We start from the raw sequence: 14338 nt of genomic DNA, 5'->3' as shown, positions 1-14338 counted from the left end.
GTTTCGGGCATGGCGGGGCTCGCCTCCGGGACGGCATGGCGCCGCTGTGGTCGGCACCACTCTCCTCACGTGAACATACTCAGTCAAATTTTCATCCGAGATTAAGTTTCATCCTGGTACAGTGATGGCATGACCGAGGGGCTGAGCCTGCGTGAGCGCAAGAAGATCCAGACGCGACGCCGTCTGCTGAGCGAGGCCACGAAGCTCTTCACCGAGCGAGGCTTCGACCAGGTCTCGGTAGCGGAGATCGCCGAAGCGGCCGACGTGTCGAAGATGACGGTCTTCAACTACTTCGACAGCAAAGAGGACCTGGTCTTCGCCCCGATGGAGGAACACATCGGGGATGTCGCTCAGGTGGTCCGGGACCGGGAGCCCGGTGAGTCCGCGGTGGCCGCCGTGCGCCGCCACTTCCTGACCGCCATCGAGAACCGGGACGCCTCGGTGGGTATGAGCGATTCGCCGGTGGCACTCGGACTCCTTCAGCTGATCCAGCAGACGCCCACGCTGCTCACCCGGGCCCATGCCTTCTTCGTGCTCTCCTTCGACCAGCTGACCGATGTTCTGGTCGATGAGGGCGAGGAGCCGGCCATCGCGCGCATCGTGGCCGCTCAGCTCATCGGCACCCGCAACGCCCTGATCACGGAGAACCACCGACGGCTGCTGGCGGGGGAGCCGGTCGAGGAGATCGCCGCGGACGCCGTGGTGATCGCCGGGCGCGGGTTCGACCTGCTCGAAAAGGGCCTGGGCGACTACGCGACCCGGGCCCAGGGCGAGATCTGAAAGCCCCGCCCGCTCCCGTCCGCCCCCTGCCTCGCCGGGACCCGCCCCGCCGCCGGGACCCGCCCCGCTGCTCCCTCCCGCGAGGACCCGCCCCGCATCCCCGCCCCCAGCCGCCGGGGGCGAAGCCGTAGGCTCCTCGTCATGCCGCCGTCCCAGAAGCGCGCCCGCCGCTACGACCCGATCAGGACCCGCACCGCGGTCCTGGCACAGTTCGCCCATGTCCGCGCAGCCGTCGGCGCCCTGACGACCCAGCAGCTGGAAGGGCCGAGCGGCCTCGGCGACTGGACGGTGCGTGAGCTGGCCGTCCACCTGGCCATGGCGCTCTCACACGTCAGCCGGAACCTGGAGCTCCCCGAGCCGGCCCTCGCCAAGCCCGATGTCACGCTCCTGGAGTGGCCGTTCTCGACCGCCGGGCGGGCCGGACGGATCGCGGACGACACGTCGGCGCTCGCCGCCGGACACCCGGATGTGAACGCGCTGTACGGGGAGGTCGCCGACCGCTTCGAGTCGCTCGTGGCCGGCGCCTCCGAGGACCGGCTGCTGCCCACCCGGGCCGGCGCGATGCGGCTCGGCGACTTCCTGGTCACCCGGACCGTGGAGCTCGTCGTCCACACGTACGATCTCAACGAGGCGGCCGGGCTCGACATCCCGTACGACCGTCAGGCGCTCGCCGCCTGTACCCGGCTGCTCGCCGACGCGCTGGCGGAGAAGGCGCCGGGCGGCTCGGTCGAGGTCAGGGTTCCACCGTTCGCCGTCGTCCAGTGCGTCCAGGGCCCGAAGCACACCCGGGGCACCCCGCCCAATGTCGTCGAGACCGATCCGGTCACCTGGTTGCGACTGGCGACCGGGCGAACCGAGTGGGCACAGGCGCTCGACGAGGCGAAGGTCAGCGCCAGCGGCGAGCGGGCGGACCTCGCCGGGCTGCTTCCCTTGATGGGCTGACGGGACCCTGACCGGCCGCCGGCAGCCACGGTTCGAGACCGACCGACCGGTCTGCGGCAGCCCCGTCCCGTCCGGTCCGGTCCGTCCCGTCCGGTCCGGTCCGTCCCGTCCGGTCCGGTCCGTCCGGTCCGGCGTTCCCGGAGCCCCGGAACCCCAGAGCCCGGCCGGAATCTCCCCGAGCCCTGCGTCCCGAGATGCCGCATACCGGTCGCCCCGGTGTGAGGCTCACCACGAAACGAGCGTTCGGCCACCCCGTCGCACGCCCCTGGGCGCCGGCTCACGGAGCGCCACGAACCGGTCTGCCGGGTGCCCGGCCCGCTGGCCGGAATCAGTCGGTAATCCGCCGGTGATCCGGGCGACGACTGCCCTGCGGCCCTCGCGGCGGGCCGCCCGCCATCGCGCCATGATCACTCCGTGTGACCGTCCCTGCGGCATCCGGAGGCGGCTGCGGGGGCGCTCGCCCTGTGCTCCGGCCGGGTGTCCCCATTCGGACCAGTGGTCGATCTCGCCTACACTCGGTGGTGTGCCTCGTGGTGATGGACGACTCAACCACGACCTGCTCCCCGGAGAGAAAGGCCCCCAGGACGCTTGCGGCGTCTTCGGTGTCTGGGCTCCGGGCGAAGAGGTCGCCAAGCTCACCTATTTCGGACTGTATGCCCTGCAGCACCGTGGACAGGAGTCCGCGGGCATCGCAGTGAGCAACGGGTCCCAGATCCTGGTCTTCAAGGACATGGGACTGGTCTCGCAGGTCTTCGACGAAACTTCTCTGGGATCGCTCCAGGGCCATATCGCGGTCGGTCATGCCCGCTACTCCACCACCGGTGCCTCGGTGTGGGAGAACGCGCAGCCGACGTTCCGTGCGACCGCGCACGGCTCGATCGCCCTGGGTCACAACGGCAACCTGGTCAATACGGCTCAGCTCGCCGAGATGGTCGCCGACCTCCCGCGCAAGGACGGTCGCGCCACCCAGGTCGCCGCGACCAACGACACCGATCTGGTGACCGCGCTGCTCGCCGGCCAGACCGATGACGAGGGCAAGCCGCTCACCATCGAGGAAGCCGCCACCAAGGTGCTCCCCGAGACGAAGGGCGCCTTCTCCCTCGTCTTCATGGATGAGCACACCCTCTACGCCGCCCGCGACCCGCAGGGCATCCGCCCGCTGGTGCTCGGCCGGCTGGAGCGCGGCTGGGTGGTGGCCTCCGAGTCCGCCGCCCTCGACATCTGCGGCGCCAGTTTCGTCCGCGAGATCGAGCCCGGCGAGCTGATCGCCATCGACGAGAACGGCCTGCGCACCTCCCGGTTCGCGGAAGCGAAGCCCAAGGGCTGTGTCTTCGAGTACGTCTACCTGGCCCGCCCCGACACCGATATCGCCGGGCGCAACGTCTACCTCTCCCGCGTGGAGATGGGCCGCAAGCTGGCCGCCGAGGCCCCGGTCGAGGCCGATCTGGTCATAGCGACGCCGGAGTCCGGCACCCCCGCCGCCATCGGTTACGCGGAGGCCAGCGGAATCCCGTTCGGCGCCGGACTGGTCAAGAACGCCTACGTCGGCCGGACCTTCATCCAGCCGTCCCAGACCATCCGGCAGCTGGGTATCCGGCTCAAGCTGAACCCGCTCAAGGAAGTCATCAAGGGCAAGCGCCTGGTGGTCGTCGACGACTCGATCGTCCGCGGCAACACCCAGCGCGCGCTGGTCCGGATGCTCCGCGAGGCGGGCGCCGCCGAGATCCACATCCGGATCTCGTCCCCGCCGGTGAAGTGGCCCTGCTTCTTCGGCATCGACTTCGCGACCCGCGCCGAGCTGATCGCCAACGGCATGTCCGTCGACGAGATCGCCACGTCGATGGGGGCCGACTCGCTCTCGTACATCTCGCTCGACGCGATGATCGAGGCGACGACGATCGACAAGCCGAATCTCTGCCGCGCCTGCTTCGACGGCGAGTACCCGATGGAGCTTCCGGACCCGGAGCTGCTCGGCAAGCAGCTGCTGGAGACCGAGCTGGCGGCAGGCCCTGCGGCGACCGCCGCGGCCGACGCGCTGCGCCGTCCGTGACCCGGACCGTCCGGCAGCCTTTCCACCAGCCCCGTATCTCCACACGAAAGATCCCAGGCAATGTCTGAGACAACAGGTGCTTCCTACGCGGCAGCGGGCGTCGACATCGAGGCCGGCGACCGTGCCGTCGAGCTGATGAAGGAGTGGGTGAAGAAGACCCAGCGCCCCGAGGTCGCGGGCCTCGGCGGCCTCGGCGGCTTCGCCGGACTCTTCGACGCCTCGGCCCTCAAGCGTTACGAGCGTCCGCTGCTCGCCTCCGCCACCGACGGCGTCGGCACCAAGGTCGACCTCGCCCGCCAGATGGGCGTGTACGACACGATCGGCCACGACCTCGTCGGCATGGTCGTGGACGACCTGGTCGTCTGCGGCGCCGAACCGCTGTTCATGACCGACTACATCTGCGTCGGCAAGGTGCACCCCGAGCGTGTCGCGGCCATCGTGAAGGGCATCGCCGAAGGCTGTGTGCTGGCGGGCTGCGCCCTGGTCGGCGGCGAGACCGCCGAACACCCCGGCCTGCTCGGACCGGACGACTTCGATGTCGCCGGCGCCGGTACGGGCGTGGTGGAGGCCGACCGGCTGCTGGGCCCCGACCGCATCCGCAAGGGTGACGCGGTCATCGCGATGGCGTCGTCCGGGCTTCACTCCAACGGGTACTCGCTCGTCCGACACGTCGTCTTCGACCGGGCCGGCTGGACGCTGGACCGCGAGATCGAGGAGTTCGGCCGGACGCTCGGCGAGGAGCTCCTGGAACCCACCAGGATCTACTCGCTGGACTGCCTGGCGCTGACCCGTACGACCGAGGTGCACGGCTTCAGCCACGTCACCGGCGGCGGCCTGGCCAACAACCTGGCCCGGGTCGTCCCGGACGGACTGCACGCGACGGTGGACCGCTCCACCTGGACGCCCGGCGCGGTCTTCGACCTGGTGGGCAAGGCCGGTCAGGTCGAGCAGCTGGAGCTGGAGAAGACGCTCAACATGGGCGTCGGCATGATCGCGATCGTCCCGGCGGAGTCGGCCGACGCGGCCCTGACGACACTGGCCGACCGCGGCGTCGACTCCTGGATCGCCGGCGAGATCACGGACCGCGGCGCGCACCCGACGGGTGCGGAGCTCGTGGGCGGGTACGCGCGCTGAGTGCGGGCACGGAAGACGGCACCGGACGCCGGGCGGGTCGACATGATTCGCCCGGCGGACGGGGACGGCACGTCCTCCGGATCGGGACAGCACAGAACCCGGTCCGGAGCAGGCCCGGACCGGGTTGATGTGTCAGCGCGAGGTCAAGCGCCGCGGCGCTGTGACGACGGACCGGACTGGTCGTCCTCGTCCTCGTCATCGTCGTCGTTGTACTGATCCGCGTACTGTGCGTACGGGTCATCTTCCTCGTCGTCGTCCTCGAACGGCTCGGCGTTCGGTGGTTGACTCGAAGGTGATGCGCCCAGCTCATTGGCCAGACGCGACAGGTCAGTCCCGCCGCTGCTGTACTTCAGCTGACGGGCGACCTTGGTCTGCTTGGCCTTTGCCCGGCCGCGCCCCATGGCTCGACCCCCTCGGTGACGGGGCTCGACGGCCCCAGAGTCTTGACACGCGTTCATGTTTCAGGACGGACTCTCGGTAGAGAGACCGTGCCTGTAGAGCTTTAACGGTACCTGCTTCCGCGGCCATACGGTACGCCGCCCGCATCACACGCCCCGGAAGAGAACCCGCGAGGAGCCCCGTCCTCGCTGGTCAACTGCGATTTTAACCTCTTCTGGGCATGCGACCCGCCGACCGGGGTGAGGCATGTCTCCCCGACCGGCGGGTACAGCATTCCGTGCACAGGGGATGACGCCCCGTAGGGCCCCGGGCGCGGTCAGCGACGGACGGCGTCGGCCATCCGCTGCTCGGCGATCCGGTCGGCCGCGGCAGCCGGCGGAATGCCATCACTCTTCGCACGTGCGAATATGGCCAGCGTCGTGTCGAAGATCTTTGCCGCCTTGGCCCGGCACCGGTCGAAGTCGAAGCCGTGCAGCTCGTCGGCGACCTGGACGACGCCGCCGGCGTTCACCACGTAGTCGGGTGCGTAGAGGATCGAGCGGTCCGCCAGATCCTTCTCGACGCCCGGGTGTGCGAGCTGGTTGTTGGCCGCGCCGCACACCACCGAGGCGGTGAGCACCGGAACGGTGTCGTCGTTCAGCGCGCCGCCGAGCGCGCACGGGGCGTAGATGTCCAGGCCCTCGGTACGGATCAGTGCCCCGGTGTCCGCCGCCACGGCGACGCCGGGGTGCTTCTCGGTGACCCGGCGCACGGACTCGTCCCGTACATCGGTGATCGTGACCAGGGCTCCGTCCGCCAGCAGGTGTTCGACCAGGTGGTGGCCGACCTTGCCGACTCCGGCGACCCCCACTTTTCGGCCACGCAGCGTCGGGTCCCCCCAGAGGTGCTGGGCCGAGGCCCGCATGCCCTGGAAGACGCCGAACGCGGTGAGCACCGACGAGTCGCCGGCGCCGCCGTTCTCGGGGGAGCGGCCGGTTGTCCAGCGGCACTCGCGGGCCACGACGTCCATGTCGGCGACGTACGTGCCGACATCGCAGGCCGTCACGTAGCGGCCACCGAGCGAGGCCACGGACCGGCCGTAGGCCAGGAGCAGTTCGGTCCTCCGGGTGCCCTCGAAGGCCTCCGGATCGCCGATGATGACGGCCTTGCCGCCACCGTGGTCGAGCCCGGCCAGGGCGTTCTTGTACGACATTCCGCGCGCGAGGTTCAGCGCGTCCGCGACGGCGGCCTCCTCGGAGGCGTACGGATAGAAACGGGTGCCGCCCAGGGCCGGGCCCAGGGCGGTGGAGTGGATGGCGATGACGGCCTTGAGGCCGCTGGCACGGTCCTGACAGAGCACGACTTGTTCGTGGCCCCCCTGATCCGAGTGGAACAGGGTGTGCAGGACGCCGTCGGTCACATCGGTCACTGTGGTGACTCCCAATTACGAAGCGGCGGGAAGACCCTCCTGAAGGTGGGGAGGGCCCCGGACCGACCGGCACGGACGGTCCGTGGGCATGAGCTTAAGGCCGCCCGTCCCGCACGGACGGAGATCTGATCCGGCGGGGCGGATCACCCACGAGCGGAGTACGGGCGTGACACGATCGCTGCATGTCGGTGGTGTCTTCGGTGCCCGTCCCATACGCGTCCTACCTCAGGGTCTACGAGCCACTGGCGGCCTTCCCGGAGGCCGAACGCGCGCACTGGGCGCGCTATGCGGGCCGGGCCCGGATCCCCACGGCGCAGGACGAACTGCGCCGCTCGCTGGCCGACCTGGCGGCGACCCCGCCGGCCGGTGTCCCGGCGCACGAGAGCGCCGACGCGTTCGTCGCCGAGGTGGACGGTGTGGTGTGCGTCTGCCCGTGGCGGACCCGGCTGCGCGGCTGGCTGGCGCTGGACGGTCTCGCGGACATGTTCCCCGGGCCGGTGCTCGACGCCGTGCTGCCGCCGGTGGTGCGGGGGCAGGCCCTCGCCGACCACGAGCGGTGGTCGCAGCGCAATCCGGACGCCCGGCCCTGGATCAGGACGGCGGTGTGGCAGGTCCCGGTGCGCTGGTTCGTCCTCGTCTCGGACGAGGAGCGCGAGCACCGGGCGGCGGGCGAGGACGGCGAGCCGGCCGTGCTGCGGTACCGGACGCCGATGGTCCAGGCGCGCCGCCGGCTGGCGCGGGCGCTGAAGACGCTGCGCGAGACGGTGGACGAGGGGCCGCTCACCGGCGGCCTGGTGGATGTCGGCCGCTGGCTGGAGGAGTTCCATCCGCGCGCCCTGGTCGAGCTGGACTACGGCGGGCTGGTGCACGCCCTCCCGGCGCGGCACCTTGCCGAGGACCGGAGCGCCGCCGATGTGGCCGAGGGCATCTCGGCGCTGCGTGCTGGTGACACCGAGGCGGCGAGCGAGGCGTACGCACGCCTTTCGGAGCGCTGGAGGTCCGTAAGGGATCGCCAGTTCGCGAACTGACAATCGATGAACCTGCGTCCTGTGTGACACGTGAGGGTGAAGAGGCGGAAGCGTACGCCTGATGTCTCAGGACCTACGTCCCGAACCGGGCCTTTGCCTCAAGCGTGATGGATAGCACTTACGGGGCCCTTGCGCCCTTACCTACTCCTCGTGCCAAAATAGGACAAGGAGTCCGGGGAGGGCTCTATTCGTCCAATTATGGGCGGAGTGCTCTGCATTGCGTTCTATGGGGGGTCTGATGGCTCCTGATCGCTCTGTGACTGATCGTCACAGTGGTGTGACTGTCCGCTATGGCATGGTCCATCGGCTTCCGTCGCTGATGAACACCTGGGAGGGCAATTCCATCGGTTTGGCCGACGTGGCTGGACGGATGGTGTAGTTGTAGTGCCGAGGACAAGCCGTTCGTCCTATAACCGACTCGGCCCGCGTCCGCCATTTCGGGCAACGCGGGTCAAGGTGCAGAATTTAGAGGAAAGAACCGAGATGGTTCGGTTCTCCCGAGGAGGCCGCTCATGACCGCTCGCACCCCTGATGCCGAGCCGCTGCTGACCCCGGCTGAGGTTGCCACGATGTTCCGCGTGGACCCGAAGACGGTTACCCGTTGGGCCAAGGCAGGCAAGCTCACGTCCATCCGCACGCTCGGTGGACATCGCCGGTACCGCGAGGCAGAGGTCCGCGCACTGCTTGCGGGTATTCCGCAGCAGCGCAGCGAGGCCTGACAAACCCCTGTCGCCGCAGCACAACCGGGCTTTTGGGTCCCCCAACCCGCACAGCCCACCCATAGCTCCATATGACGGGCGCCCGCCCCAACGGGCGCCATACCTGTGTCGTGCAGGTCACGTCGTCAGATCGCGCTGGACTCCGCCGGGTCCAGCGCGATCTTTTTTGTGCGCACACGGCTTGCCGGCACCCGCACCCCGGCCCGCGGCTCCCCGCCTGTTCAGGCCACTGGAAACCGGACGCCCGGTTGGCTCCCGATGGGTCTCGTGCGGGCTTGCTCGGGTCTGTGCGGGACTGTGCGCCCTCGTCCCGGGAAGGCCGGGCCGGGACGGTTCGGGGCCTCCTGGGCGGGTCCCGTCCGAGTGGTGCAATTGCACATATTAAATTCGCCAGTTGTAGGAAGGGAGTAAAGTCACCCCTTCTCAAAACTGATTTGGTGACTCCCGTCACACGGCAGGACTCTTGCCAAGTACGAGCCTGCCACTGCATAGGGGTGCGACAGCGCGCCATTGGTCACGTGGCGGGAGGACTTTCGTCCTCCGTCCGCCGGGGGGCGGACCGGCCGTCATGGGCGGGTCCGGAGCCTCCCGGTGACGGTGCATCGCCGCGCGACGCCCCGGCGGCCCACGCGGCGGCCTTCCAGGGCCCTGTGGGCGGCCGGGGCGGGCCGGTTGGCTCCTCGGTCGGTTCCGTCGCCGGAGAGGCCGTCACGGGCTCCATGGCGAGCCGCAGCAGCCGGGCGCAGACCGCGCAGTGCCGGGTGAGGTGGCGGTAGCCGGTGGCGGCCGCCAGATGAGCGCGCAGCAGGGCGCGGATCTCGTGCCGGGGAGTCCTTGGCCGGTCCGGGGGCCGGGGCGGGGCCGGTTCGCGGGCGCCGCCCCCGTCCGTCCGAAGCCCCCCGTCCGTCCGGAGCCTCTCGGCCGTGCGCAAATCCTCGTCCGCCCGGAACCCCTCGTCCGCCCGGAACCCCTCGTCCGTGGATGCCGCCATCCCCGCCACCTCCCGGTGGATGCGCGCTGCCCCGCGCCGTGAAAACAGGGACAGCCCCTGTTTTCTGAGTACTCGTCGCCGGACACCGGAGTCAATACGCGCGAAAGCCCGGATCCAGTGGATCCGGGCTTTCGTTACTGCGGTCCTGACGGGATTTGAACCCGCGGCCTCCACCTTGACAGGGTGGCGAGCACTCCAAACTGCTCCACAGGACCAGGTTTTCGCGGCTGCCTTGCGGCTGGCTGCGAAGACAGACTGTACAGGAGGTCAGAGGGTGCGGTCGACCTCACTTCCGGTGGCGGGGCGATTACCCGGCCACCGGCGGACGGTTACGGGGCGGCGGCGTCGATCGCCTTCACGATCCGCTTGTCGGAGACGGGGAACGCGGTGCCCAGCGCGTGCGCGAAATAGCTGACGCGCAGCTCCTCGATCATCCAGCGGATGTCCAGGACCTCCTGCGGGACGGGCCTGCCCTGCGGCAGCTGTTCGAGCAGCCAGGCGTACTCGTCCTGCATCTCGTGGACCTTCTCCATGCGCGAGGTGTCGCGCTGGACGTTGGTCGGCATCTGCTGGAGCCGGCGGTCCTCCGCCACCAGGTAGCGCATCAGGTCGGGCAGCCTGCGCAGCCCGGTCGCGGTGACGAACCCGGGCGGGACGAGACGGGCGAGGTGCTCCCGTACATCGGTGACGTTGTTGATCAGGACCAGGCTGTTGGTGGCCTTCAGCCGGCGCTCGCACGCCTGCCAGGCCGCCAGGATCTGCTGCACCTGGCCGATCGTGCGGACGGTGAGGTCCACCAGATCGGCGCGCACCTTGTCGTACAGCTTGCGGAACGACGCCTCGTCCCAGGCGGGGCCGCCGTGCGCGGCGATCAGCCGGTCGGCGGCGGCGGTCGCGCAGTCGTCGAACAGCGCCTGGATGGAGCCGTGCGGGTTGCGGGACAGGGCCAGCTTCTGCTGGTTCGTCAGCTTGTCCGAGGCGAACTTCGCCGGGTTCACCGGGATGTTCAGCAGGATCAGCTTCCGGGTGCCGCGCCACATCGCCTGCTGCTGCTCGGCCTCGGTGTCGAAGAGCCGTACGGCGACCGTCTCGCCCTGGTCGACCAGGGCCGGATACGCCTTCACCGGCTGGCCGGCCCTCCGGGTCTCGAAGATCCGGTCCAGGGCGCCGATCGTCCAGTCCGTGAGGCCCGAACGCTCGATGGACTCGCCCGTGGGGCCCGCGGTCGCCGCGGCGGCCTTGGAGAGGGCCTGCCGGGCCTTGGGGCGCAGCTGGATCTTCAGCGCCTCCAGGTCCTTGTCCTCGGCGACCTTGCGGCGCCGCTCGTCGACGATCCGGAAGGTGATCTTCAGGTGGTCCGGGACGCGGCTCAGATCGAAGTCGTCGGCGGTGACCGGGACGCCGACCATCCGCTGGAGCTCGCGGGCGAGGGTGACCGGCAGCGGCTCCTGGAGGGGGACGGCCCGGTCCAGGAACTTGTCCGCGTAGTCCGGGGCGGGCACGTAGTGCCGGCGGATCGGCTTGGGCAGGGAGCGGATCAGCTCGGTGACCACTTCCTCGCGCAGGCCCGGGATCTGCCAGTCGAAGCCCTCCGAGGTGACCTGGTTGAGCACCTGGAGCGGGATGTGGACGGTCACACCGTCGGCGTCCGCGCCGGGCTCGAACTGGTACGTCACCCGGAACTTGAGCTTCCCCTGCCGCCAGGAGTCCGGGTAGTCGTCCTTGGTGACGCTCCCGGCCTTCTCGTTGATGAGCATCGAGCGCTCGAAGTCCAGCGCGTCCGGCTCGTCGCGGCGCTTGTGCTTCCACCAGGAGTCGAAGTGCGCACCCGAGACGACGTGCTCCGGGATCCGCTGGTCGTAGAAGTCGAAGAGCGTCTCGTCGTCCACGAGGATGTCGCGGCGCCGGGCACGGTGCTCCAGCTCCTCGACCTCGCTCAGGAGCTTGCGGTTGTCGTGGAAGAACTGGTGGTGCGTGCGCCAGTCGCCCTCGACCAGGGCGTTGCGGATGAAGAGGTCCCGCGAGGTCTCCTGGTCGATACGGCCGAAATTGATCTTGCGCTGGGCGACGATCGGTACGCCGTACAGCGTGACCCGCTCGAACGCCATCACCGCCGCCTGGTCTTTCTCCCAGTGCGGCTCGCTGTACGTGCGCTTCAGCAGGTGCTGGGCCAGCGGCTCGATCCACTCCGGCTCGACCCGGGCGTTGACCCGCGCCCACAGCCGGGACGTCTCCACCAGCTCGGCCGACATCACGAACCGCGGCTGCTTCTTGAAGAGGGCCGATCCGGGGAAGATCGCGAACTTGGCGTTGCGGGCACCGACGTACTCGTTCTTCTCGGTGTCCTTCAGCCCGATGTGCGACAGCAGACCGGCCAGCAGCGAGGTGTGCACCGACTGCTCGGAGGCGTCCGTACCCGTCGAGGACTCCTCCAGCTCGAGTCCCATCTGCTTGGCCACCGTGCGCAGCTGCGCGTAGATGTCCTGCCATTCGCGGATGCGCAGGAAGTTCAGGTACTCCTGCTTGCACATCCGGCGGAAGCTGGAGGAGCCGCGCTCCTTCTGCTGCTCGCGGATGTAGCGCCACAGATTGAGGAACGCCATGAAGTCGGACGTCTCGTCCTTGAACCGGGCGTGCTGCTGATCGGCCTGCGTCTGCTTCTCGGACGGCCGCTCGCGCGGGTCCTGGATGGAGAGTGCGGCGGCGATGACCATGACCTCGCGGACACAGCCGTTGCGGTCGGCCTCGATGACCATCCGGGCCAGGCGCGGGTCCACCGGCAGCTGGGAGAGCTGGCGGCCGAGCGAAGTGAGGCGCTGACCCTTCTTTCCCTCCTGGGGGGACTTCTCCTCCTGCTCCAGCGCGCCCAGCTCCTGGAGGAGCTGCACACCGTCGCGGATGTTGCGGTGGTCCGGCGGATCGATGAAGGGGAACTTCTCGATGTCGCCGAGGCCGGCCGCGGTCATCTGGAGGATGACGGAGGCCAGGTTCGTCCGCAGGATCTCCGGGTCCGTGAACTCCGGACGGGTCAGGAAGTCGTCCTCGGAGTACAGCCGGATGCAGATGCCGTCCGACGTACGGCCGCAGCGGCCCTTGCGCTGGTTGGCGCTGGCCTGCGAGATCCGCTCGATCGGCAGCCGCTGGACCTTGGTGCGGTGGCTGTAGCGGGAGATACGGGCGTTGCCCGGGTCGATCACGTACTTGATGCCGGGGACGGTCAGCGAGGTCTCGGCGACATTGGTCGCCAGCACGATCCTGCGTCCCGTGTGGCGCTGGAACACCCGGTGCTGCTCGGCGTGCGACAGGCGCGCGTAGAGGGGGAGCACCTCGGTATGTCTGAGGTTGCGTTTGCCCAGCGCGTCCGCGGTGTCGCGGATCTCCCGCTCCCCGGAGAGGAAGACCAGGACGTCGCCGGGGCCCTCCGACTGGAGCTCGTCGACGGCGTCGCAGATCGCGGTGATCTGGTCGCGGTCGGAGTCGTCCGTGTCTTCGGCGGCCCCCTCCATCAGGGGGCGGTACCGCACCTCCACCGGGTACGTACGGCCGCTGACCTCGACGACCGGGGCCTCGCCGAAGTGGCGTGCGAAACGCTGCGGGTCGATCGTCGCCGAGGTGATGACGACCTTCAGATCCGGGCGCTTGGGCAGCAGCCGGGCCAGATAGCCGAGCAGGAAGTCGATGTTCAGCGACCGCTCGTGGGCCTCGTCGATGATGATCGTGTCGTACGCGAGCAGCTCGCGGTCCGTCTGGATCTCGGCGAGCAGGATGCCGTCCGTCATGAGCTTGACGAAGGTCGCGTCCTGATTCACCTGGTCGGTGAAGCGGACCTTCCAGCCCACCGCCTCGCCCAGCGGCGTCTTCAGCTCCTCGGCGATCCGCTCGGCCACCGTGCGGGCCGCGATCCGGCGCGGCTGGGTGTGCCCGATCATGCCGCGGACGCCACGCCCCAGCTCCATGCAGATCTTGGGGATCTGGGTGGTCTTGCCGGAGCCGGTCTCACCGGCGACGATCACGACCTGGTGCTCGCGTATCGCCTCCAGGATCTCGTCCTTCTTCTGGCTGACCGGAAGCTGTTCCGGGTACGAGAGGGCAGGCAGCCGCCCGGCCCGCAGGGCGAGCCGCCCGGCTGCCTTCGTGGCCTGGACGGCGATCTCGTCCAGCACGCCTTGCTGGGCCTCGGGCTGACGGATGCGGCGCGCCCCTTCGAGGCGGCGGCCGAGCCGGTGGGCGTCGCGCAGCGAGAGCTGCCCGAGCTGGGACTGGAGATCGGCGAAGGAAGTAGACATACGGGTTCCAGGATCTCACCCGGGCCCGAGGAACGGCGAACCTATTTCGCGCGGGCTCGGTCACGGAGTCGGCAGGGTGGGGGTGGGCGCGATCACAGCACGTACCATTCCGGACAGTTGGACTCCCGTGAACCCCATGAACTCCGTCCGCAGAACAGCCCCAGGAAGGCCGGTCGCCGTGCCCCGTTCGCAGTGGTGCTGCCTGGTGGCGGCGCTCGCGGTCGTCCTGGGGCTGTTCTGCGGACAGTCGACGGCGGCCCGGACGGCAGTCACGGCGCCGGTCCGGGCGGCGGCCGTCGTGGCGTCCCCGGTACCGGTCCCGGGCCCGGTGCCGGCCGTGGCAGTCGCCACGGACAGCGGGGACCGGGTTCCGGGCTGCGGCAGGGACGGGAAGCGCGAGGGCGGCGAGCCCGCCGTTCCCGGCCGGGCCCGAGGGGCCCAGGACCAGGCGCCGGGCCTCGCCGAATGGGGCCTGCCCGTCGCCACCGGACCGGGGCCGGTCAGGCCGCCCGCTCCGACGGCGCTGCGCGGTCCCGACGCGGCCGCGCCCGGCCCGGTGGAACTCTCCGTACTGAGGGTGTAGACGGCCCGCACCTCCACG

At 69.7% G+C, this 14338-nt stretch carries 11 protein-coding genes and 1 tRNA gene; 7 read left to right on the top strand and 5 right to left on the bottom strand.

The genetic code is table 11. The features are described from left to right. The first annotated feature begins 129 nt into the window (after positions 1-129). The 4 genes from OG322_RS17105 (at position 130) to purM (ending at position 4906) form a co-directional block, all read left to right on the top strand. Complete coding sequence (locus OG322_RS17105) at positions 130-780, top strand: TetR/AcrR family transcriptional regulator (RefSeq protein ID WP_123460577.1); 651 nt, start codon at positions 130-132, stop codon at positions 778-780. A gap of 141 nt (positions 781-921) precedes the next feature. Continuing rightward, the gene (locus tag OG322_RS17100; protein WP_329306614.1) at positions 922-1722 is read left to right on the top strand and encodes a maleylpyruvate isomerase family mycothiol-dependent enzyme; all 801 of its coding nucleotides are present in this window, start codon (positions 922-924) and stop codon (positions 1720-1722) included. 523 nt (positions 1723-2245) lie between these two features. Then, on the top strand, positions 2246-3772 hold the full coding sequence (purF, locus tag OG322_RS17095) for an amidophosphoribosyltransferase (protein WP_123460579.1): 1527 nt from the start codon (positions 2246-2248) through the stop codon (positions 3770-3772). A 60-nt stretch (positions 3773-3832) separates the two neighbouring features. After that, entirely contained in the window at positions 3833-4906 is a 1074-nt protein-coding gene (gene purM / locus OG322_RS17090) for a phosphoribosylformylglycinamidine cyclo-ligase (protein ID WP_329306613.1), read from the top strand. A 143-nt stretch (positions 4907-5049) separates the two neighbouring features. Here purM and OG322_RS17085 read toward each other — a convergent pair whose 3' ends face one another. Then, positions 5050-5307, bottom strand: a complete 258-nt coding sequence (locus OG322_RS17085; RefSeq protein WP_123460581.1) for a DUF3073 domain-containing protein — start codon at positions 5305-5307, stop codon at positions 5050-5052. A gap of 314 nt (positions 5308-5621) precedes the next feature. Next, on the bottom strand, positions 5622-6713 hold the full coding sequence (locus tag OG322_RS17080; RefSeq protein WP_123462215.1) for a Leu/Phe/Val dehydrogenase: 1092 nt from the start codon (positions 6711-6713) through the stop codon (positions 5622-5624). A 182-nt stretch (positions 6714-6895) separates the two neighbouring features. On the opposite strand from OG322_RS17080, the gene OG322_RS17075 reads away from it, so the two are divergent. Next, positions 6896-7741, top strand: coding sequence for a hypothetical protein (locus tag OG322_RS17075; RefSeq protein ID WP_123460582.1), 846 nt, complete (start codon positions 6896-6898; stop codon positions 7739-7741). A 512-nt stretch (positions 7742-8253) separates the two neighbouring features. Then, complete coding sequence (bldC, locus tag OG322_RS17070; RefSeq protein ID WP_003949541.1) at positions 8254-8460, top strand: developmental transcriptional regulator BldC; 207 nt, start codon at positions 8254-8256, stop codon at positions 8458-8460. A gap of 514 nt (positions 8461-8974) precedes the next feature. On the opposite strand, the gene OG322_RS41565 is transcribed toward bldC, so the two are convergent. The 3 genes from OG322_RS41565 to hrpA all read right to left on the bottom strand — a co-directional run bounded on the left by OG322_RS41565 (position 8975) and on the right by hrpA (position 13737). Next, entirely contained in the window at positions 8975-9451 is a 477-nt protein-coding gene (locus OG322_RS41565) for a DUF6274 family protein (RefSeq protein WP_443066549.1), read from the bottom strand. Between the two features lie 140 nt (positions 9452-9591). Continuing rightward, positions 9592-9666: transfer RNA gene (locus tag OG322_RS17060), tRNA-Asp, on the bottom strand. A 114-nt stretch (positions 9667-9780) separates the two neighbouring features. Beyond that, entirely contained in the window at positions 9781-13737 is a 3957-nt protein-coding gene (gene hrpA, locus OG322_RS17055; RefSeq protein ID WP_329306612.1) for an ATP-dependent RNA helicase HrpA, read from the bottom strand. A 178-nt stretch (positions 13738-13915) separates the two neighbouring features. Here hrpA and OG322_RS17050 point away from each other — a divergent pair, with 178 nt between their 5' ends. After that, positions 13916-14320, top strand: a complete 405-nt coding sequence (locus tag OG322_RS17050) for a hypothetical protein (RefSeq protein WP_329306611.1) — start codon at positions 13916-13918, stop codon at positions 14318-14320. Positions 14321-14338: the final 18 nt, after the last annotated feature.

This window comes from Streptomyces sp. NBC_01260, assembly GCF_036226405.1.
GTDB lineage: Bacteria > Actinomycetota > Actinomycetes > Streptomycetales > Streptomycetaceae > Streptomyces > Streptomyces laculatispora.
The sequence above is the reverse complement of the archived record's forward strand: the minus strand, read 5'-3'. Positions and strand labels throughout refer to the sequence as shown.

What these genes read in the sequence shown, in the direction of transcription:
- OG322_RS17105 (WP_123460577.1), top strand. Translation starts at nt 130, where the DNA reads ATGACCGAGGGGCTGAGCCTGCGTGAGCGCAAGAAGATCCAGACGCGA.
- OG322_RS17100 (WP_329306614.1), top strand. Translation starts at nt 922, where the DNA reads ATGCCGCCGTCCCAGAAGCGCGCCCGCCGCTACGACCCGATCAGGACC.
- purM (WP_329306613.1), top strand. Translation starts at nt 3,833, where the DNA reads ATGTCTGAGACAACAGGTGCTTCCTACGCGGCAGCGGGCGTCGACATC.
- OG322_RS17085 (WP_123460581.1), bottom strand. Translation starts at nt 5,307, where the DNA reads ATGGGGCGCGGCCGGGCAAAGGCCAAGCAGACCAAGGTCGCCCGTCAG.
- OG322_RS17075 (WP_123460582.1), top strand. Translation starts at nt 6,896, where the DNA reads ATGTCGGTGGTGTCTTCGGTGCCCGTCCCATACGCGTCCTACCTCAGG.
- bldC (WP_003949541.1), top strand. Translation starts at nt 8,254, where the DNA reads ATGACCGCTCGCACCCCTGATGCCGAGCCGCTGCTGACCCCGGCTGAG.
- OG322_RS41565 (WP_443066549.1), bottom strand. Translation starts at nt 9,451, where the DNA reads ATGGCGGCATCCACGGACGAGGGGTTCCGGGCGGACGAGGGGTTCCGG.
- hrpA (WP_329306612.1), bottom strand. Translation starts at nt 13,737, where the DNA reads ATGTCTACTTCCTTCGCCGATCTCCAGTCCCAGCTCGGGCAGCTCTCG.